Below are 22,187 nucleotides of genomic sequence, written 5' to 3' on the forward strand. Positions count from 1 at the left end.
CGCCTCAGAACAGCGCCTTCGCCGCATCACCTGCCGCCGCGACCAGCGGAGCCGGAACGAGGAAGAACAGCACCACGACGGCACTCGACACCCCGAGCACGATCGCCGAGCCAGGCGGGATCCGCTCGTAGGGAGCCTTGGCCTCGTCGAAGTACATCACCTTGACGAGGCGCAGATAGTAGAAGGCGCCGACGACGGAGGTCACCACGCCGACGACGGCGAGCGTCACCAGCCCCGCCTTGATCGCGGCGGCGAAGACGTAGAACTTCGCGAAGAACCCGGCGAGCGGCGGGATGCCGGCCAGCGAGAACATCATCGCGGCGAGGCAGAAGGCCAGCCAGGGATGGGTGCGCGAGAGGCCCGAGAGATCCTCGATCGTCTCGAACATCTTGTCCTTGCGGCGCAGCGACAGCAGCACCGCGAAGGCGCCGAGCGTCATCGCGAGGTAGATCACCATGTAGATGATGACGCCGCGCACGCCCTCCTCCGAGCCGGCGGCCAGCCCGATCAGGGCGTAGCCGACGTTGCCGATGGAGGAATAGGCCATCAGGCGCTTGATGTTGCGCTGACCGATCGCGGCGAAGGAGCCGAGCGCCATGGAGGCGATCGAGACGAACACGATGATCTGCTGCCAGACCGCGGTGACGTCGGGGAAGGCGCCGATGAAGACGCGTACCGTCATGGCCATGGCGGCGACCTTCGGCGCGGAGCCGAAGAAGGCGGTGACCGGCGTCGGCGAGCCCTCATAGACGTCCGGCGTCCACATGTGGAACGGCACGGCGGCGAGTTTGAAGGCGACGCCGGCGGCCACGAACACGATACCGAGCACGATGCCGAAGCTCGACGGGCCATTCAGCGCCGTGACGATGCCCGGGAACGAGACCGTGCCGGTGAAGCCGTAGACCAGCGAGGCGCCGTAGAGCAGCATGCCGGAGGAGAGCGCGCCGAGCACGAAGTACTTCAGGCCGGCTTCCGTGGACTTCACGTCGTCGCGGTGGAAGGCGGCGATGACGTAGGCGGCGAGCGATTGCAGCTCGAGCCCGAGATAGAGCGAGATCAGGTCGTTGGCCGAGGCCATGACCAACATACCGACGGTGCAGAGCACGATCAGGATCGGGTACTCGAACCGGTCGATGCGCTCACGCTGGAAGTAGTCGCGTGAGAGCAGGATGGTCGCCGCCGAGCCGATCAGGATCAGCGCCTTCATCACCCGCGCGAACGGGTCGGCGATGAAGGCACCGTTCAGCGTCGTCACGTTGCCCGTCTGCGAGACGACGAGGAAGAAGGTGAAGATCAAGAGGATCAGCGCGCCGACATTGACGCCCTCGGACGAGCGCTCGCCGCGCCACGCCCCGTAGAGGACGAGCAGCAGAGCGCCGACGCTCAGGACGATCTCCGGCAGGACCGGCGTGATCGCCGGCAGGACGGACTGGATCGGGGTCATCGCGCGGCGGCCTCGACGGTTTTTTGGGACTCAGGTCCAGCCATTTTCTCGGCCGCCGCGAGCTTCGCAGCTTTGGCTGCGGCTTCCGCGGCCTGCGTGTTCGCGAGCGCGGCCCGCATGTTCTGCATCAGCGCCTCCGTGGAGGGCGCGAAGGTGTCGAGCACGGGGGCCGGGTGGACACCGTACCAGATCGTCAGCGCGACGAGCGGCGCGATGATGATCTTCTCACGGCTATCGAGGTCGAGAATGCCCTGGAGGTTGGGCTTGTCGAGCTTCCCGTAGATCACCCGGGCGTAGAGCCACAGCGCGTAGCCGGCCGAGAGGATGATGCCGAACACCGAGAAGAAAGCCACGGTCGGGTTCGCCCGGAAGGCGCCCATCATCGCCAGGAACTCGCCGACGAAGCCTGACGTGCCGGGAAGGCCGACATTGGCCATGGTGAAGACCATCATCGCGGCGGCGTAGAGCGGCATCCGCTTCACGAGACCGCCATAGGCCGCGATCTCGCGGGTGTGCATCCGGTCGTAGACGACGCCGACGCAGAGGAAGAGCGCGCCCGAGACGATGCCGTGCGAGATCATCAGGAAGAGCGCGCCCTGGATGCCCTGCTCATTCAGGGTGAACAGGCCGAGCGTCACGAAGCCCATATGCGCCACCGACGAGTAGGCGATCAGCTTCTTGATGTCGGTCTGCATCATCGCGGTGAGCGAGGTGAAGATAATCGCGATCACCGACAGCGCAAAGACGAGCGGCGCGAACGCGGCCGAGGCGTCCGGCAGCATCGGCAGCGAAATCCGGATGAAGCCGTAACCGCCCATCTTGAGCAGGATGCCCGCCAGGATCACCGAGCCCGCCGTCGGCGCTTCGACGTGCGCGTCGGGCAGCCAGGTGTGGACCGGCCACATCGGCATCTTCACCGCGAAGCTCGCGAAGAAGGCGAGCCACAGCCACCATTGCAGGCCGACCGGGAAACGGTGCTGCAGCAGCGTCGGGATGTCGGTGGTACCGGCCTCCCAGTACATCGCCATGATGGCGAGCAGCATCAGTACCGAGCCGAGCAGGGTGTAGAGGAAGAACTTGAAGCTCGCGTAGATGCGCCGCTTGCCGCCCCAGATGCCGATGATGAGGAACATCGGGATCAGGCCGGCCTCGAAGAACAGGTAGAACAGCACGAGATCGAGGGCGCAGAACACGCCGATCATCGTCGTCTCGAGGACGAGGAAGGCGACGAAGTACTCCTTCACCCTGGATTCGACCGAGAGCCACGACGCCCCGATGCAGAAGGGCATCAGGAAGGTAGTCAGCAGGATCAGGGGCATCGAGAAGCCGTCGACGCCGAGCTTGAACCGGATCGTCTCGGCGAGCCACGCGTGGCTCTCGACGAGCTGGAAGCTTGGGGACGCGATGTCGTAGCGGGCCCAGGCGGCCAGCGAGAGCAGGAAGGTGACGATCGTCGTGATCAGCGCCGCCCAGCGGGCGTTGCGCTTCACGGCCGCCGTCTCCTCACCCAGCGTCAGGATGAAGGCGGCGCCCGCGAGCGGGACGATCAGAAGCCCGGAGAGAATGCCGAGGCCGAGCATCAGTGGGTCCCCCCAGGCACGCCGGAGACGAGGTACCACGTGATCAGGCCGGCGACCCCGACGAGCATCACGAAGGCGTAGTGGTAGACGTAGCCGGTCTGGAGGCGGACGACGCCGCGGGTGATGTCCACCACCCGAGCCGAGATGCCGTTCGGGCCGAGGCCGTCGATGATGCGGCCGTCGCCCTCCTTCCAGAGGAACAGGCCGAAGTTCTTGGCCGGGCGGACGAAGATCCGGTCGTAGATCTCGTCGAAGTACCACTTGTTGAGCAGGAAGCGGTACAGGATCGGCTGCGACTCCGCGAGGCGATGCGGCATGTCGGGCCGGCGGATGTACATCCAGAAGGCCAGAAGGAAGCCGAGCACCAGCATCACGAAGGGCGAGGCGGCGACCCAGCCCGGCGCGTCGTGGATCTTGTGCATGATGTCGTTGCCGGACCCGTGCGGGAGCGCATTGCCCCAGAACTTGTCCATGCCGTGCCCGATGAAACGCTCCTTGAAGATCAGGCCAGCGAACAGGGCGCCGAACGCCAGGATCGCCAGCGGGATCGTCATCACGAGCGGGCTCTCATGGGGCTTGTGGGGCGCATGGTCGTGGTGCTCGACCGCGCTGTGAGAGGCAGGCTCGACATCGTGCCCACGATCGTCATGGGCGACGCCCTCGTGGTGCCCCGGCGCACCGTCGGCCTCGTGCGCGGAGGCGGCGTGGGCATGGTCATGCGCTGCGTGCGCGTGGTCGTCATGACCATGGGCGCCGTGCGCGGCCCAGCGCTGCGGTCCCTCGAAGGTGAGGAAGAACAGGCGCCAGGAGTAGAACGAGGTCATCAGCGCGGCGATCACCGTGGCGAGGAACGCCAGCACGTGGCCGGGGCGGTCCGACATGTAGGCCGCCTCGATGATCGCATCCTTGGAGTAGTAGCCGGAGGTGAAGGGGAAGCCGATCAGCGCGATGGTGCCGATCGTCATCATCGCGGTGGTGAAGGGGATGTAGCGGCGCAGGCCGCCCATGTTCCGCATGTCCTGCTCGTGGTGCATCGCGTGGATGACCGAGCCGGCGCCGAGGAACAGCAGCGCCTTGAAGAAAGCGTGGGTGAAGAGGTGGAACACGCCGGTGGCATAGGCGCCGACGCCGAGGCCGACGAACATGTAGCCGAGCTGCGAGCAGGTCGAGTAGGCGATGACCCGCTTGATGTCGTTCTGCACCAGGCCGACGGTCGCCGCGAAGAAGGCGGTGATGCCGCCGATGACCGTGACGACGGTGAGCGCGGTCGGGGCCAGCTCGAACAGCGGCGAGAGGCGCGCGACCATGAACACGCCGGCAGTGACCATGGTGGCGGCGTGGATCAGGGCCGAGACCGGGGTCGGGCCCTCCATCGCGTCGGGCAGCCAAGTGTGCAGCAGGAACTGCGCCGACTTGCCCATCGCGCCCATGAACAGCAGCAGGCAGGCGAGCGTCAGGGCGTGCCAGTCGTGGCCGAGGAAGTGGAAGGTCGCATCCTTCAGCTCCGGGGCCTTGGCGAAGATCGCCTCGAAGCCGACCGAGCCGGTGAGAACGAAGACGAGGAAGATGCCGAGCGAGAAGCCGAAATCGCCGACGCGGTTGACGATGAAGGCCTTCATCGCCGCGGCGTTGGCCGAGGGCTTCTCGTACCAGAAGCCGATCAGCAGGTAGGAGGCGAGGCCGACGCCCTCCCAGCCGAAGAACATCTGCACGAGGTTGTCGGCCGTCACCAGCATCAGCATGGCGAAGGTGAACAGCGACAGGTAGGCGAAGAAGCGCGGCCGGTGCGGATCCTCGTGCATGTAGCCGATGGAGTAGAGGTGCACGAGGGTCGAGACCGAGGTCACGACCACCAGCATCACCGCGGTCAGCGTATCGACCTTGAAGGCCCAATCGACCACGAGATCGCCGGCGGTGAACCACTGGGCAACGGGCACGGTCTCGGCGCGGCCATCGCCGGTGACGAGGAAGAACGCGCCCCACGACAGCAGCGCCGCGAAGGCGAGGCAGCCCGTCGTCACGAGTTCGCTCATCCGCGCGCCGATGAACCGGCCGAACAGGCCGGCGATCAAGGCGCCGATCAGCGGGAAGAAGACGATCGCGTGATACATGGGTCGGTCGTGCCTCGCAGCAGGCGGACGAAGGGTCGGGGCTCTCTTGGGGGGAGCGTCAGCCCTTCATCATGCTCACGTCCTCGACGGCGATGGAGCCGCGGTTGCGGAAGAACACCACCAGGATCGCCAGCCCGATCGCGGCCTCGGCCGCGGCCACCGTCAGCACGAACAGGGCGAAGACCTGTCCGGTGATGTCGTTGAGGTGGGTCGAGAAGGCCACGAGGTTGATGTTCACGGCGAGCAGGATCAGCTCGACCGACATCAGGATGACGATGACGTTCTTGCGGTTGATGAAGATGCCGAGCACGCCGAGCGTGAACAGGATCGCGGCAACCGTCAGGTAGTGGCTCAATCCGATCATCGGCCTCAGACCTCCACGCCCTGCCGCGAGGGCACCTTGATGGTATCGACCGCCATGCCCTGCGTACGGGCGTTCTGGACGGTGATGTTCTGGCGCTTCACGCCGGTGCGCTCGCGCAGGGTGAGCACGATGGCGCCGATCATCGCCACCAGCAGGATCAGGCCGGCGATCTGGAAGGCGTAGACGTAGTCCGTGTAGAGCACGCGGCCGAGCGCCTCGGTATTGGTGGCGGTCTCACCGTGGGCGGCACGGCCGAGCGGCGCCTGAACGAGGCCCGGATCGATGGTCCAGGTGCCGACGACGAGCAGCAGCTCGATCAGGAAGATCGCGCCGATCAGACCGCCGACCGGCAGGTAGCGCTGGAAGCCCTGGCGGAGGGCGGCGAAGTCCACGTCGAGCATCATCACGACGAAGAGGAACAGCACCGCGACGGCGCCGACATAGACGACGACGAGGATCATCGCCAGGAACTCGGCGCCCATCAGCACGAACAGCCCGGCGGCGTTCACGAAGGCGAGGATCAGGAACAGCACCGAGGTGACGGGGTTCCTGGCAGCGATCACCATGAAGCCAGAGGCCACGGAGAAGCCCGCGAAGAGATAGAAGAAGGCGGCGGCTGCGGTCATGCGATTTTCAGCATCGGCCGCCCAAGCGAGCGGCTCCCTTCTGCCTCGGTGGACCCTCGGCCGCAGGCGGCGGCCCGTCTAGCGCATCGAGAGTGAGGCGCTAGGTTCCTGTTTCCGCATCGTCTTTTTCCGAAGGCCGGAAGCCGCCGTTCGGGACGATGCTCTATAGAACTGGGCTGTGCGGCGCACAACCGATGTCGGTGGCCGAACTAGCGGTACGGCGCGTCGACCGCGATGTTGCGGGCGATCTCGCGTTCCCAGCGGTCGCCGTTCTCAAGGAGCTTCTGCTTGTCGTAAAGCAGCTCCTCGCGGGTCTCGACCGAGAACTCGAAGTTCGGCCCCTCGACGATGGCATCCACCGGGCAGGCTTCCTGGCACATGCCGCAATAGATGCATTTCACCATGTCGATGTCGTAGCGCGTGGTGCGCCGCGTGCCGTCGTTGCGGCGGGGACCCGCCTCGATGGTGATGGCCTGGGCCGGGCAGATCGCCTCGCAGAGCTTGCAGGCGATGCAGCGCTCCTCGCCGTTGGGATAGCGGCGCAGGGCGTGCTCTCCGCGGAAGCGAGGACCCCGATGTCCCATCTCGAAGGGGTAGTTGATCGTGGCCTTCGGCTTGAAGAAGTATTTCATGGCGAGGAAGAACCCCGACACGAACTCCTTCAGGAGAAGGCTTCTGGCGACCTGATCGAGCTTCACGGCGCGATCTCCGATTCGTTGGAAGCATTTCCGAGCGAGGGGTGACCGGCTCGCGGGGAGGAAATGCAACCTCACAAGGGATGGGTCAGGCTCCCGGCGCGAGGCCGGTGAGCTTGAGGACGAAGGCGACGACGATGACCGAGATCAGCGAGAGCGGAAGGAAGACCTTCCAGCCAAGCCGCATGAGCTGGTCGTAGCGGTAGCGGGGCACCATGGCCTTCACCATGGCGATCATGAAGAACAGGAAGCTGGCTTTGAGCGTGAACCAGATCACGCCGGGTACCCAGGTGAAGGGCACGAACGGGATCGGCGAGAGCCAACCGCCCAGGAAGAGGACCGTGCCGAGCGCGCACATGGTCATGATGGCCACGTACTCGCCGAGCATGAACAGCAGGTACGGGGTCGAGGAATACTCGACCATGTAGCCCGCCACGAGTTCCGACTCGGCCTCCGGCAGATCGAAGGGCGGACGGTTGGTCTCGGCCAGCGCCGAGACGAAGAACACGCCGAACATCGGGAACAGCCAGAGCCAGTACCAGCCGAACAGGCCCAGCGCCGTGTCTTGCGCCATGACGATGCGCGAGAGGTTGAGCGAGCCGGCACAGAGCAGCACGCAGATGATGACGAAGCCGAGCGAGACCTCGTAGGAGATCATCTGCGCCGCCGAGCGCAGCGCGCCGAGGAAGGCGTATTTCGAGTTCGACGCCCAGCCGCCCATGATGACGCCGTAGACGCCGAGCGAGGAGATCGCGAAGATGTAGGTGATGCCGACATTGATGTCGGCGATCGCCCAGCCGTCGGCGAGCGGGATCACGGCCCAGGAGGCCAGCGCCAGCATGGCGAAGACCAGCGGCGCCAGCAGGAAGATCGCCTTGTTGGCGCCCGCCGGGATCACCGGCTCCTTCAGCACGAACTTCAGAAGGTCGGCGAAGGATTGGAACAGGCCCCAGGGGCCGACCACGTTCGGGCCGCGGCGCAACTGCACCGCCGCCCAGATCTTGCGGTCGGCGAGCAGCGCGTAGGCGATGAAGACGAGCAGTGCCGCCAGCAGCACGAAGCTCTTCAGCGCGATCAGGAGGACGGTGCCGAGCACTTCCCAGAAGGTCATCGCGGGCGTCCCTTATTCCGCCGCTTCGAGAGCGCGGCCCCGGGCAAGGCCGGAGCACTCGGCGAGCACCCGCGAGGCGCGGGCGATCGGGTTGGTGAGGTAGAAGTCGGCGATTGGCGAGGAGAAGGCGACCTTCGCGCTCTCGCCCGGCAGCGCCGCGAGCGTATCCAGCGTTGCCGCCGCGGCGGACGCTTCGATCTGCCCGACCGCCGCGAGATGCGGGTGCTCGGCATACATCGCCTTCCGCAGCGCGGCGAGCGAATCGTAGGGCAAGCGCTTGCCGAGCACATCCGAAAGGGCGCGCAGGATCGCCCAATCTTCGCGGGCATCGCCCGGCGGGAAGCCCGCGCGGTTGGCCATTTGCACCCGGCCTTCGAGGTTGACGTAGGTCGCGCTCTTCTCGGTGTAGGCCGCGCCCGGCAGGATCACGTCGGCGCGGCTCGCGCCGGCATCGCCGTGAGTCCCCTGATAGATCACGAAGGCGCCCGGCCCGATCACCCGCTCGTCGGCGCCGAGGTTGAACACCACGTCCAGCGCACCCGGCTCCAGCATGGCCGAGAAACTCAGCCCCCCCTCCCCCGGTACGAACCCGAGATCGAGGGCGCCGACGCGAGCGGCCGCCGTGTTGAGCACACCGAAGCCGTTCCAGCCATCGGTCACCGCATCGACATCCTTCGCCAGCGCGGCGGCGGCGGCGAGCGAACCGAGCCCGCCCTCACCGACGATCACGAGTGGACGCTCGGCCTTTTTCAGGATGTCGAGGAAGCTGTGCTCGCCCTTGGCGATGGAGGCCAGCGTGTCGGTGCCGGCGCCGAGATAGGTGTAGGGGTAGGTCAGGTCCGGCTGCTCGTCGAGGATCAGGCCGATCGAGACCGGGGCCATGCGCCAGCGCTTGCGGATGCGCACGTTGAGCAGCGAGGCTTCCGTGCGCGGGTTGGCGCCGACGATGAGAATGGCGTCCGCCTGCTCGATGCCGGCGATGGCCGCGCCGAGTGTGTAGGCGGCTCGGCCCCAGGCCGGGTCGATCGCCTCGCCGGTCTGGCGCGCGTCGAGATTCGTCACGCCGAGCGAGCCCATCAGCGCCTTGAGGGCGAAGATCTCTTCCGCACCCGCGAGATCGCCGACAAGGGCGCCGACGCGCTTGGGATCGGCGCCCTTCACCTTGGCGGCAATCGCCGAGAAGGCTTCACCCCAGGAGGCGGGACGCAGGCGGCCGTTCTCGCGCAGGAACGGACGGTCGAGACGCTGAAGGCGCAGGCCGTCGACCACGTGGCGCGTCTTGTCGGAGATCCACTCCTCGTTGATCTCCTCGCTGATGCGCGGCTCGATCTGCATCACTTCCCGGCCGCGGGCATCGATGCGGATTGCCGAGCCGACCGCATCCATCACGTCGACGGACTCGGTCTTGTGCAGCTCCCACGGGCGCACGTTGTAGCTCTGCGGCAGGTGGACGAGGGCGCCGACCGGGCAGAGATCGGCGACGTTGCCCTGAAGCTCCGAGCCCATCGCCTGTTCGAGGTAGCTCGTGATTTCCATGTCCTCGCCGCGGCCGATCGCGCCGAGATCGGGCACGCCGGCGACTTCCGCGAGGAATCGGACGCAGCGGGTGCAGTGGATGCACCGGTTCATCGCCGTGCGCACCAACGGGCCGATATACTTCTCTTCGACCGCCCGCTTGTTCTCCTTGTAGCGGGTCGAGTCGACGCCGTAGGCCATCGCCTGATCCTGCAGGTCGCAATGGCCGCCCTGGTCGCAGATCGGGCAATCGAGCGGGTGGTTGATGAGGAGGAATTCCATCACCCCCTCGCGCGCCTTCTTGGTCGTGCCCGAGCGCGTCAGCACCTCCGGCGGCTCGCCGTTCGGGCCGGGGCGGCAATCCTTGACCGCGTAGGCGCAGGAGGCGACGGGCTTCGGGGCACCCTTCAGCTCGACCAGGCACATGCGGCAATTGCCGGCGATCGACAGCCGCTCGTGGAAGCAGAAGCGCGGGATCTCCGCGCCCGCGATCTCGCAGGCCTGGAGCAGGGTGTAATCGGCCGGGACATCGACCTCGGTGCCGTCGATGAGGATTTTGGTCATCGGGTCATCTCGAAGGTGAGCATCGGGGCGGCACTCACTCCGCCGCCATCGGCACCGCATCCATGTGCGGGTTGGCGCTGTACTGGTCGATCCGCTTCTCGATCTCGGGCCGGAAGTGCCGGATCAGGCCCTGGATCGGCCACGCGGCGGCGTCACCCAGCGCGCAGATCGTGTGGCCCTCGACCTGCTTGGTGACTTCCAAGAGCATATCGATCTCGCGCTTCTGCGCCCGGCCGGCAGCCATGCGGGTCAGCACGCGCCACATCCAGCCGGTGCCCTCGCGGCAGGGCGTGCACTGGCCGCAGCTCTCGTGCTTGTAGAAGTACGAGATGCGGGCGATCGCGCCGACGATGTCGGTCGATTTGTCGAGCACGATCACCGCCGCGGTGCCGAGACCGGAGCCGAGGTTGCGCAGGGTATCGAAGTCCATCTTGGCGTCGATGATCTGCTCGGCCGGCACCAGCGGCACCGAGGAGCCGCCGGGGATGGAACACAGCAGGTTGTCCCAGCCGCCGCGCATGCCGCCGCAATGCCGGTCGATCAGCTCGCGGAAGGTGATGCCGAGCTCTTCCTCGACGTTGCAGGGCTTGTTGACGTGGCCCGACACGCAGAACAGCTTCGTGCCGGTGTTGTTCTTTCCGCCTAAGCCGGCGAACCACGCGCCGCCGCGGCGCAGGATCGTTCCGGCCACCGCGATCGACTCGACGTTGTTGACCGTCGTGGGGCAGCCGTAGAGGCCCATATTGGCCGGGAACGGCGGCTTCAGCCGCGGCATCCCCTTCTTGCCCTCGAGGCTCTCGATGAGGGCCGTCTCCTCGCCGCAGATATAGGCGCCCGCGCCGTGGTGGACGTAGATGTCGAAGGGGTAGTCGTGGACGTTGGACTTACCGACGAGGCGGGCTTCGTACGCCTCGTCAACAGCGCGCTGGAGCGCGAACTTTTCCGCCACGTACTCGCCGCGGATGTAGATGTAGCAGGCATGCGCTCCCATGGCGAAGCAGGCCAGCATGCAGCCCTCGATCAGGAGATGCGGATCGTGCCGCATGATCTCCCGGTCCTTGCAGGTGCCCGGCTCCGACTCGTCGGCATTGACGACGAGGTAGTGCGGGCGGCCGTCGGACTTCTTGGGCATGAAAGACCATTTGAGGCCGGTCGGAAAGCCGGCGCCGCCGCGGCCGCGCAGCCCCGAGCCCTTCATCTCCTCGATGATCCAATCCCGGCCCATCTCAAGCAGGAACTTGGTGCCGTCCCAGGCGCCGCGCTTCTTCGCGGCGTCGAGCCCCGGCGAGTGCTGGCCGTAGAGATTGGTGAAGATGCGATCCTGATCGGAGAGCATGATCGGCTCCTCAACCCTTGCTGCCGGCGAGGTCGGAAGCCTGTCCGACCCAGTTCTCCCGGTCGATCCGGCCGGGGAAGGCGAGATAGGCACCGACCCAGGCGATCTCTTGCGGCGACCACGCAGCGATCTGGTCGTAGTGCCAGACGCCGAGATCGTTGAGGCGGCGCTGATTGATCGGGCCGATGCCCTTGATCTTGGTCAGATCGTCGGGGCGGTCGTCGCGGGGTACGGCGAGGCCCTTCGGCCGTGTACCGACGGCATCGGCCCGGGCCTCGGGGTTCTCGCCCTCGGGCACGTCGTCCCCGGCGCCGATGGTTGCCGGATGATGCGGCGGCTCGGAGCGCAGGATCTTGTCGTCCTCGACAGCCGGGTCCTGGGCGGGCGGCGCCTTGGCGTCGCGCGCCTCGGCCTGATCCTCGGGCTTCACCGGCGCCTGGCCGGCGCTCGCCCGCTCGGCCGGCGCATCGACGGCGTTCGACTCGTTCGCGCGACCGGAGGACGGACGGGCCGGCTTGGTCTCGTCCTTGACGCGGGCCTCGGTCGAGGCGGCCTCGTCCTTCTTCACGCTCTCCTCACCGGCAGCCTCGGTCTGCTCGAAGCGCTTGCGCCACGCGCTGACACGGGAGCCGTCGAACAGGCTCTCGTCGGTCAGGGTGTTGACCGCATCCTTCGGCTCAGAGGAGATCCGGCCGATCTGCGAGCCGACCTTCACGGGGCGGCCGGCGGCGAGATCGTCGAGGAGCTTGTTGAGGCTCTCCGGCGTCAGATCCTCGTAATAGTCCTGGTTGATCTGCACCATCGGCGCGTTGCAGCAGGCGCCGAGGCACTCGACTTCGAGCCAGGAGAAGTTGCCGTCCGCCGTGACCTTGCCGGAGGGGCCGAGGCGCTCGTGGAGCGCGGCCTTCAGCTCCTTCGCCCCGCAGCAATCGCAGGGAACCGTGCCGCAGAGCTGGATCCAGAATCGTCCGACCGGCTCAAGGGCGAACATCGTGTAGAAGGTCGCGACCTCCAGGACGCGGATATGCGGCATGCCGAGTTCGTCGGCGACCGCCTCGATCGCCTTCTGCGGCAGCCAGCCGCCGTTCTGCTCCTGCGCCTTCCACAGCAGCGGGATCACGGCCGAGGCCTGCCGGCCTTCCGGATATTTCGCGATCTGGCCGCGGGCCCAGTCGGCGTTCTCAGGCGTGAACGCGAAGCTCTGGGGCTGTTCAGCGGCGGGGGCTAGCCTGCGGTTCGCCATGACGTTTCGACCCGTCTCCTCAGCGGTCCACTTCGCCGAACACGATGTCGAGCGTGCCGAGCACGCAGGACACGTCGGCGAGCAGGTGGCCGCGGCACATCCAATCCATCGCTTGAAGATGGGCGAAGCCCGGAGCGCGGATCTTGCAGCGGTAGGGTTTGTTGGTGCCGTCCGACACGAGGTAGACGCCGAACTCGCCCTTGGGCGCCTCGACGGCGGCGTAGACCTCGCCCTCGGGCACGTGGAAGCCCTCGGTGTAGAGCTTGAAGTGGTGGATGAGCGCTTCCATCGAGCGCTTCATCTCCCGGCGCGGCGGCGGCGCGAACTTGCCGTCGAGCGAGGCGATCGGCCCTTGGCCGGCGGGCTCGCGCAGCTTGGTGCAGCACTGCTTCATGATCTTCACGGATTCCCGCATCTCTTCCATGCGGATCACCTGACGATCGTAGGTGTCGCCGTTCTTCCCCACGGGGATGTCGAATTCCATCTCCTCGTAGGCCTCGTAGGGCTGCGACTTGCGCAGGTCCCACGGGATGCCGGAGCCGCGTACCATCACGCCCGAAAACCCCCAGGCCATGGCCTCGTCTACCGAGACGATGCCGATATCGACGTTGCGCTGCTTGAAGATGCGGTTGGCCATGACGAGGTTGTCGAGGTCGTCGACCACCTGCAGGAACGGATCGCAGAACGCCTCGATATCGTCGATCAGCGCAGGCGGCAGATCCTGGTGGACGCCGCCGGGGCGGAAGTAGTTGGCGTGGAGACGAGCGCCGCTCGCGCGCTCGTAGAAGATCATCAGCTTCTCGCGCTCCTCGAAGCCCCAGAGGGGCGGCGTGAGCGCGCCGACGTCCATGGCCTGCGTGGTGACGTTGAGGAGGTGGGACAGCAGCCGGCCAATCTCGCAGAACAGGGTGCGGATGAGTTGCGCCCGACGCGGCACCTCGATGCCGGCGAGCTTCTCGATCGCGAGGCAGAAGGCGTGCTCCTGATTCATCGGTGCGACGTAGTCGAGCCGGTCGAAATAGGGCGTCGCCTGCAGGTAGGTCTTGTGTTCGATCAGCTTCTCGGTGCCGCGATGCAGCAGGCCGATATGCGGATCGACCCGCTCGACCACTTCGCCGTCGAGTTCCAGCACGAGGCGCAGCACGCCATGCGCCGCCGGGTGCTGCGGCCCGAAATTGATCGAGAAGTTGCGGATGTTGTGTTCGGTCATCGCCGCAAGCCCTCAGCTCGACGTCTTCTCGTCGCCCGGCAGCACGTAGTCGGTGCCCTCCCACGGCGACAGGAAGTCGAAGTTGCGGAATTCCTGGGTGAGCTTGACCGGCTCGTAGACGACCCGTGCCTCGTCCTGGTCGTAGCGAACCTCGACGAAGCCGGTCAGCGGGAAGTCCTTGCGGAGCGGATGGCCCTCGAAGCCGTAGTCGGTGAGCAGCCGGCGCAGGTCGGGATGGCCCGAGAACAGGATACCGTAGAGGTCGTAGGTCTCGCGCTCGTACCAGTTCGCCGCCGGGAAGACGGGGATCGCGGACGGCACCGGCGTCGCGGCATCGGTCTGCACCTTCACGCGCACCCGCATATTATGGCGCAGTGAAAGCAGGTGATAGACGACGTCGAAACGGCGCGCCCGCTGCGGGTAGTCGACGCCGCAGATGTCGATGAAGCAGCGGAAGGCACAAGCCGGATCGTCGCGCAGGTAGGTCAGCGCGTAGACGATATCGCTGCCCTGAACGGTGACCGATAGTTCGCCGTGGGCGATGGTCCAATCCGTGACCGCGGGGCCGAGCGCCCCGGCGATGCGCTCACCCATAGCCCGCAGGGCGGTCTCGCCCTGGGCTGCCGCGACGGTGCGGCGGAGCGTGATGCCGTTGGTGGTGATGGCCTCCATCGCGCCCTTCCTCACCGCTCGATCGTGCCGGTGCGGCGGATCTTCCGCTGCAGCAGCAGGACGCCGTAGAGCAAAGCCTCGGCGCTCGGCGGGCAGCCCGGCACGTAGATGTCCACCGGCACCACCCGGTCGCAGCCGCGCACCACCGAGTAAGAGTAGTGATAGTAGCCGCCGCCATTGGCGCAGGAGCCCATGGAGATGACGTAGCGCGGCTCCGGCATCTGGTCGTAGACCTTGCGCAAAGCCGGGGCCATCTTGTTGGTCAGCGTGCCGGCGACGATCATCACGTCGGATTGCCGCGGCGACCCGCGGGGCGCGAAGCCGAAGCGCTCGCAATCGTAGCGCGGCATCGACATCTGCATCATCTCGACGGCGCAGCAGGCGAGCCCGAAGGTCATCCACATCAGCGAGCCGGTGCGGGCCCAGTTGATGAGCTCGTCGGCGCTGGTGACGAGAAATCCACGGTCGGCCAACTCGCTGTTGATCGACAGGAAGGTCGGATCGTTCGCGCCGATGGGGCGGCCGGTCGAGGGATCGATGATCCCCTTGGGTGCCGGCGCGATTTCAGGCGCGCGGGAGAAGGTCGGAGTCAGGGCCATCTCTGCCTCTGAGCGAGAGCGGAAGGGAAGCGACGCGGGAGGAGCCGCGCCGCTAGTCCCATTCGAGGGCGCCCTTGCGCCACTCGTAGACGAAGCCGACGGTGAGGACGCCGAGGAAGACCATCATCGACCAGAAGCCGAACCAGCCGAGTTCCCCGAAGGTGATCGCCCAGGGAAACAGGAAGGCGACCTCAAGGTCGAAGATGATGAACAGGATCGCTACGAGGTAGAAGCGCACGTCGAATTTCATGCGCGCGTCATCGAACGCGTTGAAACCACACTCGTAGGCGGAGAGTTTTTCCGGGTCGGGGCTCGAATAGGCCACGATGAACGGGGCGATCAGCAGCGCCACCGCGATGAACAGCGACACGCCGATGAATATGATGAGTGGCAGGTAATCTGCCAACAGGCCGGTCATGCCGCACCTCTCATATGGTTGCGCGTGAGGATCATGAGCGACGGCCCTCGCTACGATTTCCGGCATGCAGAATCCCTCGGATGGAATTCCTCCAATGCCAGACTGAGCGCGGGCGAGGCTTAGACGAGCCCCCCCGGCGAAACAAGGGCATTGCGCGTCGCACAATCACCTCTTTGGCTGACAGATGGGAGTATCCATGCCCCCATCCACGGGACGGATCGGCGCAGGCGCTGCCACGCTTGATACTTGCCGTTTCATCCCGCCCCTCCACAGATCCCGAGCGGTGGCATTTGGCATACCAGTGATGATGGCCGCAAGCGCGGGGCGGCAACGACTTATCAGTTTGACAAGATGGGTCCCTGCCTCCCCATTGATGGACCACTGGTTCCCAGTCCGAGCTCGGGGCGGGCTCTGCTTGAACCGTCGCCGAACCGTCGCATTCCGCGATCCTGCGGCTTGACAGCCCAAGGCGCCCCACCTAAACCCCGCCTCGTCGCCGACACGAGCCCCAAGCCGGCCGGCGACGCAGAACGCGGGCGTAGCTCAGTCGGTTAGAGTGCCGGCCTGTCACGCCGGAGGTCGCGGGTTCGAGCCCCGTCGCCCGCGCCATGTTCCCGCATCGATCGGGCATACCTCCTCCAAAATCGGTATCAAGCAGCCCATTCCAGCGTTGACGGTTGTCAGGCTGTGACTCGTTGCCGGCCCCCTCTGCGTGGCCGCTGTGCCACAAGCGGACGCCTCGTCCAGCGTTGGGATCGGGCCGCCGCGGTTTCGCCGCACCGGCCGGAGATGCGGGCGCTATCCCCTGGCCGACCGATCCAACTTCGATGCCGAACCTGCGCCTATCCGCCGTCGCGACGCTGATCGCTCTCATGCTCGCCGGCTGCGGCGGATCTCCCGTGCTTGACGCAGGGACGCCGACGCTGCCCATGATCCTCGACGAGCAGGCGGCCGCTGCCGCGATTTCCCGCTACCGGGCGCAGCACGGGCTCGGTCCGGTCACACTCGATCGCAGCCTGATCACCGCGGCCTCGTTCCAGGCGCAGGCCAACGCGAGCGCTGGGCGGCTCAGCCACGAGATCGCCGGCAGCTTCGACAGCCGCATGGCGAGCGCCGGGTTCGGCAAGCGCTACGCCTCCGAGAATCTGAGTGCGGGTTCGGAGACCTTCGAGCAGGTGCTCGCCCGCTGGAAGGCGTCGCCCGAGCACAATCGCAACATGCTCATGCCGCAGCTGCGCCGGGTCGGCATCGCCCGGGTCGATGCGCCGGCGACGCGCTACAAGCGGTTCTGGGCCCTCGTGATGGCGGGCGACTGAGGCGAACGGCCCAAGCCCCAAAGGCCCGGGCCGCCGGCATCACTGCACCTGGGCGAGCAGCGGCTCTATGCGCTTCTGCGTCAGCTTGTTGTGCTGGACGCTCTTGGCGGCTTCGAGGTTGTCGCGCTTGTCGCCGACCACGACGAGCGCAACCATGCCCATCATATAGTGCGGCGAGCACTTGAAGCCGTAGACGCCCTCACGCTCGAACGTAACGACGGCCTCCTGGCCCACGGCCGACTTCACGTATTCCGCACCGTCGGGCGCCATCCCCTTGATGGTCTCGACGTTGTGCCCCTTGTCGGTGGGCAGGAATTTGATGGTGTCACCGGGCTTCAGCCGCACGAAGGCGGGGTCGAACACCATCATCCCACCCGGCCCGCTGTTCAGCATCTTGACCGAAACCTCACCGGCCATCGCCGGCAGGGTGACGGCGAGAGCGACTGCGCCGGCAACAGCCCTGAAGATCATCATTCGTTTCATCATAATAATTCTCGATCCAATCGACGATAAAGGCCGACATTCATCGGATATCGACTCTCATACGATCTATCAAATCCACAATTTACTGCAAAATTGAATAATTACATTTTGAAATACGCTTCCGTTGCAGCCTATGGAGGCATGAGCCGAGCGGCCCTTTCAAACCTGCACGGCTGCGTGTAAACGCGGGGCTTGACGATCATCGCAGCGCCTGCGCCCCCTTGGCACCGCCCTCGAACCGGCGGCGCGCGAGGGCGAGCGCGCGCGAACCCGCTTCAAGGCGCTCAATGCCGAAACGCACCGACATCTCCTCCATTCTCATCATCGGTGCGGGCCCCATCATCATCGGGCAGGCCTGCGAGTTCGATTACTCCGGTACCCAGGCCTGCAAGGCCCTGCGGGAAGAGGGCTACCGGATCGTCCTGGTGAACTCGAACCCGGCGACGATCATGACCGACCCGGACATGGCCGACGCAACCTATGTCGAGCCGATCACGCCGGAGATCGTCGCCAAGATCATCGAGAAGGAGCGGCCCGACGCGCTGCTGCCGACCATGGGTGGTCAGACGGCGCTCAACTGCGCGCTGTCGCTCAAGCGCATGGGCGTGTTGGAAAAGTTCGGCGTGCAGATGATCGGCGCCACGGCCGAGGCCATCGACAAGGCGGAAGACCGCAACCTCTTTCGCGACGCGATGACCAAGATCGGCCTGGAGACGCCGAAATCGGCGCTCGCCAACGCCTCGGCCGCCAAGAAGGCCGACCGCGACCGCTATCTCGCCGAGAAGGCGCGCATCGAGGCCGCACAGTTGGACCCGGCCGCCCGCGTGGCGGCGCTCGCCGAGTTCGAACGGCAGTGGAGCGGCGGCGAGGGCGACCGCCGACGCCGCTACATCGAGCACGCACTCGGTCAGGCGCTGATCGCGCTCGCCGAGGTCGGCCTGCCGGCAATCATCCGCCCCTCCTTCACCATGGGCGGAACCGGTGGCGGCATCGCCTACAACCGCGAGGAGTTCCTTGAGATCGTCGAGCGCGGCATCGACGCCTCGCCGACCAACGAGGTGCTGATCGAGGAGAGCGTGCTCGGCTGGAAGGAGTATGAGATGGAGGTCGTCCGCGACAAGGCGGACAACTGCATCATCGTCTGCTCCATCGAGAACCTCGATCCGATGGGGGTCCACACCGGCGACTCGATCACCGTTGCCCCGGCGCTGACGCTCACGGACAAAGAATATCAGGTGATGCGCGACGCCTCGCTCGCCGTGTTGCGCGAGATCGGCGTCGAGACCGGCGGCTCGAACGTGCAGTTCGCGATCAACCCCGAGAACGGGCGGATGATCGTGATCGAGATGAACCCGCGCGTGTCGCGCTCCTCCGCGCTCGCCTCGAAGGCCACCGGCTTCCCGATCGCCAAGGTCGCGGCCAAGCTCGCTGTCGGCTACACGCTCGATGAGATCGCCAACGACATCACCGGCGGCGCCACGCCGGCCTCGTTCGAGCCGACAATCGACTACGTCGTCACCAAGATCCCGCGCTTCGCCTTCGAAAAATTCCCGGGCGCCGAGCCGACGCTGACCACCGCGATGAAGTCGGTGGGTGAGGCAATGGCGATCGGCCGCTGCTTCGCGGAATCACTGCAGAAGGCCCTGCGCTCGCTGGAGACAGGGCTGACCGGTCTCGACGAGATCGAGATCGAGGGGCTGGGCAAGGGCGACGATCACAACGCGATCAAGGCCGCGCTCGGCACGCCGACGCCGGACCGGCTGCTCAAGGTCGCGCAGGCGATGCGGCTCGGGATCAGCCACGAGGAGATCTACGCTTCCTGCGCGATCGATCCGTGGTTCCTGGAGCAGCTCCAGGCCATCGTCGATCTGGAGAACCGGGTGAAGGCGCATGGCCTTCCCAAGACGCCGGGCGCCTTCCGCCAGCTCAAGGCCGCCGGCTTCTCCGACGCGCGGCTGGCCGTGCTGACCGATACCGACGAGGAGGCGGTGCGCGCCGTCCGCCGCGGTCTCGGGGTTCGCCCCGTCTTCAAGCGGATCGACACCTGCGCCGCCGAGTTCAAGGCGCCGACCGCCTACATGTATTCGACCTACGTCGCGCCCTTCGCCGGCCAGACCGCCGACGAGGCGTATCCGTCGGAGCGGAAGAAGGTCATCATCCTCGGCGGCGGCCCGAACCGGATCGGCCAAGGCATCGAGTTCGACTATTGCTGCTGCCACGCCTGCTTCGCACTGACCGAAGCGGGCTACGAGACCATCATGGTCAACTGCAACCCGGAGACGGTCTCGACCGACTACGACACCTCCGACCGGCTCTACTTCGAGCCGCTGACGGCCGAGGACGTGCTGGAGATCATCGAGACCGAGCGGCAGGCGGGCACGCTCCACGGCGTAATCGTGCAGTTCGGCGGCCAGACCCCGCTCAAGCTCGCCCGCGCGCTCGAAGGCGCCGGCGTGCCGATCCTCGGCACCTCGCCGGACGCGATCGACCTCGCCGAGGACCGCGACCAGTTCAAGCGCCTCCTCGACAAGCTCGGCCTCAAGCAGCCGAAGAACGGCATCGCCTACTCGGTCGAGCAGAGCCGGCTGGTGGCCGCCGAGCTCGGCCTGCCCTTCGTGGTGCGCCCGAGCTACGTGCTCGGCGGGCGCGCCATGGCGATCATCCGCGACGAGACGCAGTTCGCCGAATACCTGCTCGGCACCCTGCCGAGCCTGATCCCCTCCGACATCAAGGCACGCTACCCCAACGACAAGACGGGGCAGATCAACACGGTACTGGGCAAGAACCCGCTCCTGTTCGACCGCTACCTGTCCGACGCGACCGAGGTCGACGTCGATGCGGTCTGCGATGGCGAGAGCGTGTTCATCGCCGGCATCATGGAGCACATCGAGGAGGCGGGCATCCATTCGGGCGATTCCGCCTGCTCGCTGCCGCCCCGCACGCTCGCGCCCGAGGTCATCACGGAGCTGGAGCGCCAGACCAAGGCGATGGCGCTGGCCCTCAAGGTCGGCGGCCTGATGAACGTGCAGTACGCGATCAAGGATGGCACGATCTACGTGCTGGAGGTGAACCCGCGCGCCTCACGCACGGTGCCGTTCGTGGCCAAGGTGATCGGCGAGCCGATCGCCAAGATCGCCGCACGGATCATGGCCGGCGAGCGCCTCGACAGCTTCGGCCTCAAGTCGAAGCAGCTCGACCACATCGCGGTGAAGGAGGCGGTGTTCCCCTTCGCTCGCTTCCCCGGCGTCGACGTGCTGCTCGGGCCGGAGATGCGCTCGACCGGCGAAGTGATCGGGTTGGACGTCGGCTTCGGCGTGGCGTTCGCCAAGAGTCAGCTCGGCTCCGGCACGGCGGTGCCGCGCACCGGCACGGTGTTCGTCTCCGTGCGCGACGACGACAAGCCCCGCGTGCTGCCGACGATCCGGCTGCTGTCCGAGCTCGGCTTCACCATCCTCGCAACTGGCGGCACGCAGCGCTACCTGGCGGATGAGGGCATCCCGACCCAGCGCATCAACAAGGTGCTGGAGGGTCGTCCCCACATCGTCGACGCGATCAAGAACGGCGACATCGCGCTCGTCATCAACACGACGGAGGGGGCCGGCGCCCTCTCCGACTCGCGCTCGCTCCGGCGGGCGGCCCTCTTGCATAAAGTGCCGTACTACACCACTCTCGCCGGCGCGATGGCGGCGGCCGAGGGGATCAAGGCCTATCTTGAAGGCGATCTCCAGGTGCGTGCCTTGCAGGAATACTTCGCGGCCTAAATAGACGTTCGTGTGCTGGGTCGCCCGCCGAGCGAAGGCGGGCGGCCAGAGGCCACACAATCGAGAGCCGTTATCCCGGCCCGGAAGGAGCGTTTCGCTCCGGCCGGGCCTCTTCATTGTGGCGTGAGACCATGAGCATCGACAAGCTTCCCATCACGGCACGCGGCTACGCAGCCCTCGAGGAGGAGCTGAAGCGGCGCCAGCAGGTGGAACGTCCCCGGATCATCCAGGCGATCTCCGAAGCCCGCGCGCTGGGCGACCTCTCCGAGAACGCCGAGTACCATGCTGCCAAGGAGGCCCAGTCCCACAACGAGGGGCGGGTGCTCGAACTTGAGAGCATGATCGCGCGCGCCGAGATCATCGACACCTCGAAGCTATCGGGCTCCAAGATCAAGTTCGGTGCCCGCGTAAAGCTGTTGGACGAGGACACCGAGGAGGAGAAAACCTATCAGCTCGTCGGTGAGCCGGAGGCGGATGTGCGCGAGGGCCGCGTCTCGATCTCCTCGCCCATCGCCCGTGCCCTGATCGGCAAGGCGGTCGGCGATACGGTCGAGGTCACGACGCCCGGCGGCGGCAAGTCCTACGAGGTCGTCGCCGTCGAGTGGGGAGCCTGAACTCCATGCGCGCCCCCGGTCTCGCGGCCGCGCTCGGCCTTCTGGCCGGGGCCGTGCTCACCGTCCCGGTCGCGGCGCAGGATTTTGATCGGGTCGGCGGCATCGCCGTCGATGTGCGGCCGTTGCAGGCCTATGCCAGAGGCCCGCAGACGGAAACGCTGCGAGCGGACCTGACCGAGGCCCTGCGGCGCAGTTTTGCTGACCGGATAACGCGGGGCGGCCCAACGCTGGTGGTGCGCGTGACCGGTCTTTCGCTCACACCCTATGCCGGTGGAGAGGGCTTCGGCCGCGGCGGCAGCCTCGGCGGCGGCGGCGCGACCGACTACCTCGACGGCGAAGCCCTGCTGGTCGGGCGCGGGGGCGAGATCCTCGCGCGTCATCCGCAGCTCTCGGCCCTGCCCGCGAGTTCCGGTGGCGCATGGTACGATCCGGCCTCCGAGCGGCGGCGGGTCGCAGCGCTTGCCGAGCACTACGCGCAGTGGCTGCGGCGCAGACTTCCGGCTCAATAGGCCGGCTTTGGTGGGA

At 66.5% G+C, this 22,187-nt stretch carries 19 protein-coding genes and 1 tRNA gene; 5 read left to right on the plus strand and 15 right to left on the minus strand.

Annotated features, from left to right (window positions below; translation table 11 throughout):
* Nucleotides 1-4 precede the first annotated feature (4 nt).
* From nuoN to FHU13_RS15100, 14 genes are all read right to left on the minus strand, one after another.
* Nucleotides 5-1,444 carry an NADH-quinone oxidoreductase subunit NuoN gene (gene nuoN / locus FHU13_RS15035; protein ID WP_183436676.1) on the minus strand — a complete coding sequence of 480 codons (1,440 nt, stop codon included), beginning with the start codon at nucleotides 1,442-1,444 and terminating at the stop codon, nucleotides 5-7.
* A complete protein-coding gene (locus FHU13_RS15040) occupies nucleotides 1,441-3,024 on the minus strand; it encodes an NADH-quinone oxidoreductase subunit M (protein WP_183436677.1) in 1,584 nt (527 codons plus the stop codon). The genes nuoN and FHU13_RS15040 overlap by 4 nt, the downstream gene beginning before the upstream one ends.
* Nucleotides 3,024-5,135 carry an NADH-quinone oxidoreductase subunit L gene (gene nuoL / locus FHU13_RS15045; protein ID WP_183436678.1) on the minus strand — a complete coding sequence of 704 codons (2,112 nt, stop codon included), beginning with the start codon at nucleotides 5,133-5,135 and terminating at the stop codon, nucleotides 3,024-3,026. Before nuoL ends, FHU13_RS15040 begins: the two co-directional genes overlap by 1 nt.
* A 58-nt stretch (nucleotides 5,136-5,193) precedes the next feature.
* Nucleotides 5,194-5,499: an NADH-quinone oxidoreductase subunit NuoK gene (gene nuoK / locus FHU13_RS15050; RefSeq protein ID WP_003598182.1), complete on the minus strand. Its 306-nt coding sequence runs from the start codon at nucleotides 5,497-5,499 to the stop codon at nucleotides 5,194-5,196.
* 5 nt (nucleotides 5,500-5,504) lie between these two features.
* Entirely contained in the window at nucleotides 5,505-6,125 is a 621-nt protein-coding gene (locus FHU13_RS15055; protein ID WP_183436679.1) for an NADH-quinone oxidoreductase subunit J, read from the minus strand.
* 209 nt (nucleotides 6,126-6,334) lie between these two features.
* Entirely contained in the window at nucleotides 6,335-6,823 is a 489-nt protein-coding gene (nuoI, locus tag FHU13_RS15060) for an NADH-quinone oxidoreductase subunit NuoI (RefSeq protein WP_056205043.1), read from the minus strand.
* An 85-nt stretch (nucleotides 6,824-6,908) separates the two neighbouring features.
* Nucleotides 6,909-7,931, minus strand: a complete 1,023-nt coding sequence (gene nuoH / locus FHU13_RS15065) for an NADH-quinone oxidoreductase subunit NuoH (protein WP_003598188.1) — start codon at nucleotides 7,929-7,931, stop codon at nucleotides 6,909-6,911.
* 12 nt (nucleotides 7,932-7,943) lie between these two features.
* Nucleotides 7,944-10,010, minus strand: coding sequence for an NADH-quinone oxidoreductase subunit NuoG (gene nuoG, locus FHU13_RS15070; RefSeq protein WP_183436680.1), 2,067 nt, complete (start codon nucleotides 10,008-10,010; stop codon nucleotides 7,944-7,946).
* Between the two features lie 34 nt (nucleotides 10,011-10,044).
* Nucleotides 10,045-11,346, minus strand: coding sequence for an NADH-quinone oxidoreductase subunit NuoF (gene nuoF, locus FHU13_RS15075; RefSeq protein WP_183436681.1), 1,302 nt, complete (start codon nucleotides 11,344-11,346; stop codon nucleotides 10,045-10,047).
* Between the two features lie 10 nt (nucleotides 11,347-11,356).
* Entirely contained in the window at nucleotides 11,357-12,589 is a 1,233-nt protein-coding gene (gene nuoE, locus FHU13_RS15080; protein ID WP_183436682.1) for an NADH-quinone oxidoreductase subunit NuoE, read from the minus strand.
* Between the two features lie 19 nt (nucleotides 12,590-12,608).
* Nucleotides 12,609-13,799: an NADH-quinone oxidoreductase subunit D gene (locus FHU13_RS15085; protein ID WP_183436683.1), complete on the minus strand. Its 1,191-nt coding sequence runs from the start codon at nucleotides 13,797-13,799 to the stop codon at nucleotides 12,609-12,611.
* Nucleotides 13,800-13,811: 12 nt separating this feature from the next.
* Nucleotides 13,812-14,471 carry an NADH-quinone oxidoreductase subunit C gene (locus tag FHU13_RS15090; protein ID WP_183436684.1) on the minus strand — a complete coding sequence of 220 codons (660 nt, stop codon included), beginning with the start codon at nucleotides 14,469-14,471 and terminating at the stop codon, nucleotides 13,812-13,814.
* Between the two features lie 11 nt (nucleotides 14,472-14,482).
* Nucleotides 14,483-15,070: a NuoB/complex I 20 kDa subunit family protein gene (locus tag FHU13_RS15095; RefSeq protein ID WP_183436685.1), complete on the minus strand. Its 588-nt coding sequence runs from the start codon at nucleotides 15,068-15,070 to the stop codon at nucleotides 14,483-14,485.
* 52 nt (nucleotides 15,071-15,122) lie between these two features.
* A complete protein-coding gene (locus tag FHU13_RS15100; protein ID WP_183436686.1) occupies nucleotides 15,123-15,488 on the minus strand; it encodes an NADH-quinone oxidoreductase subunit A in 366 nt (121 codons plus the stop codon).
* A 532-nt stretch (nucleotides 15,489-16,020) separates the two neighbouring features.
* On the opposite strand from FHU13_RS15100, the gene FHU13_RS15105 reads away from it, so the two are divergent.
* Both FHU13_RS15105 and FHU13_RS15110 read left to right on the plus strand, forming a co-directional pair.
* Nucleotides 16,021-16,097: transfer RNA gene (locus FHU13_RS15105), tRNA-Asp, on the plus strand.
* Nucleotides 16,098-16,315: 218 nt separating this feature from the next.
* A complete protein-coding gene (locus FHU13_RS15110; RefSeq protein ID WP_183436687.1) occupies nucleotides 16,316-16,804 on the plus strand; it encodes a CAP domain-containing protein in 489 nt (162 codons plus the stop codon).
* Between the two features lie 39 nt (nucleotides 16,805-16,843).
* Here FHU13_RS15110 and FHU13_RS15115 read toward each other — a convergent pair whose 3' ends face one another.
* Entirely contained in the window at nucleotides 16,844-17,278 is a 435-nt protein-coding gene (locus FHU13_RS15115) for a pseudoazurin (protein WP_183436688.1), read from the minus strand.
* 296 nt (nucleotides 17,279-17,574) lie between these two features.
* Between FHU13_RS15115 and carB the strand changes: the two genes are divergently transcribed.
* From carB to FHU13_RS15130, 3 genes are all read left to right on the plus strand, one after another.
* Nucleotides 17,575-21,048, plus strand: coding sequence for a carbamoyl-phosphate synthase large subunit (gene carB, locus FHU13_RS15120; protein ID WP_183436689.1), 3,474 nt, complete (start codon nucleotides 17,575-17,577; stop codon nucleotides 21,046-21,048).
* Nucleotides 21,049-21,185: 137 nt separating this feature from the next.
* Nucleotides 21,186-21,662, plus strand: coding sequence for a transcription elongation factor GreA (greA, locus tag FHU13_RS15125; RefSeq protein WP_173390180.1), 477 nt, complete (start codon nucleotides 21,186-21,188; stop codon nucleotides 21,660-21,662).
* A 5-nt stretch (nucleotides 21,663-21,667) separates the two neighbouring features.
* Nucleotides 21,668-22,171, plus strand: a complete 504-nt coding sequence (locus tag FHU13_RS15130) for a hypothetical protein (protein WP_183436690.1) — start codon at nucleotides 21,668-21,670, stop codon at nucleotides 22,169-22,171.
* Nucleotides 22,172-22,187: the final 16 nt, after the last annotated feature.

The organism is Methylobacterium sp. R2-1, from assembly GCF_014191355.1.
Classification (GTDB): domain Bacteria; phylum Pseudomonadota; class Alphaproteobacteria; order Rhizobiales; family Beijerinckiaceae; genus Methylobacterium.

Coding starts and splice junctions, on each gene's coding strand:
- nuoF (WP_183436681.1), bottom strand. CDS start 11,346: ATGCTCTCCGATCAGGATCGCATCTTCACCAATCTCTACGGCCAGCAC.
- nuoK (WP_003598182.1), bottom strand. CDS start 5,499: ATGATCGGATTGAGCCACTACCTGACGGTTGCCGCGATCCTGTTCACG.
- nuoL (WP_183436678.1), bottom strand. CDS start 5,135: ATGTATCACGCGATCGTCTTCTTCCCGCTGATCGGCGCCTTGATCGCC.
- carB (WP_183436689.1), top strand. CDS start 17,575: ATGCCGAAACGCACCGACATCTCCTCCATTCTCATCATCGGTGCGGGC.
- FHU13_RS15130 (WP_183436690.1), top strand. CDS start 21,668: ATGCGCGCCCCCGGTCTCGCGGCCGCGCTCGGCCTTCTGGCCGGGGCC.
- FHU13_RS15055 (WP_183436679.1), bottom strand. CDS start 6,125: ATGACCGCAGCCGCCGCCTTCTTCTATCTCTTCGCGGGCTTCTCCGTG.
- FHU13_RS15040 (WP_183436677.1), bottom strand. CDS start 3,024: ATGCTCGGCCTCGGCATTCTCTCCGGGCTTCTGATCGTCCCGCTCGCG.
- nuoG (WP_183436680.1), bottom strand. CDS start 10,010: ATGACCAAAATCCTCATCGACGGCACCGAGGTCGATGTCCCGGCCGAT.
- FHU13_RS15095 (WP_183436685.1), bottom strand. CDS start 15,070: ATGGCCCTGACTCCGACCTTCTCCCGCGCGCCTGAAATCGCGCCGGCA.
- FHU13_RS15090 (WP_183436684.1), bottom strand. CDS start 14,471: ATGGAGGCCATCACCACCAACGGCATCACGCTCCGCCGCACCGTCGCG.
- FHU13_RS15085 (WP_183436683.1), bottom strand. CDS start 13,799: ATGACCGAACACAACATCCGCAACTTCTCGATCAATTTCGGGCCGCAG.
- FHU13_RS15100 (WP_183436686.1), bottom strand. CDS start 15,488: ATGACCGGCCTGTTGGCAGATTACCTGCCACTCATCATATTCATCGGC.
- nuoH (WP_003598188.1), bottom strand. CDS start 7,931: ATGACCTTCTGGGAAGTGCTCGGCACCGTCCTCCTGATCGCGCTGAAG.
- nuoN (WP_183436676.1), bottom strand. CDS start 1,444: ATGACCCCGATCCAGTCCGTCCTGCCGGCGATCACGCCGGTCCTGCCG.
- nuoE (WP_183436682.1), bottom strand. CDS start 12,589: ATGGCGAACCGCAGGCTAGCCCCCGCCGCTGAACAGCCCCAGAGCTTC.
- FHU13_RS15110 (WP_183436687.1), top strand. CDS start 16,316: ATGCCGAACCTGCGCCTATCCGCCGTCGCGACGCTGATCGCTCTCATG.
- FHU13_RS15115 (WP_183436688.1), bottom strand. CDS start 17,278: ATGATGATCTTCAGGGCTGTTGCCGGCGCAGTCGCTCTCGCCGTCACC.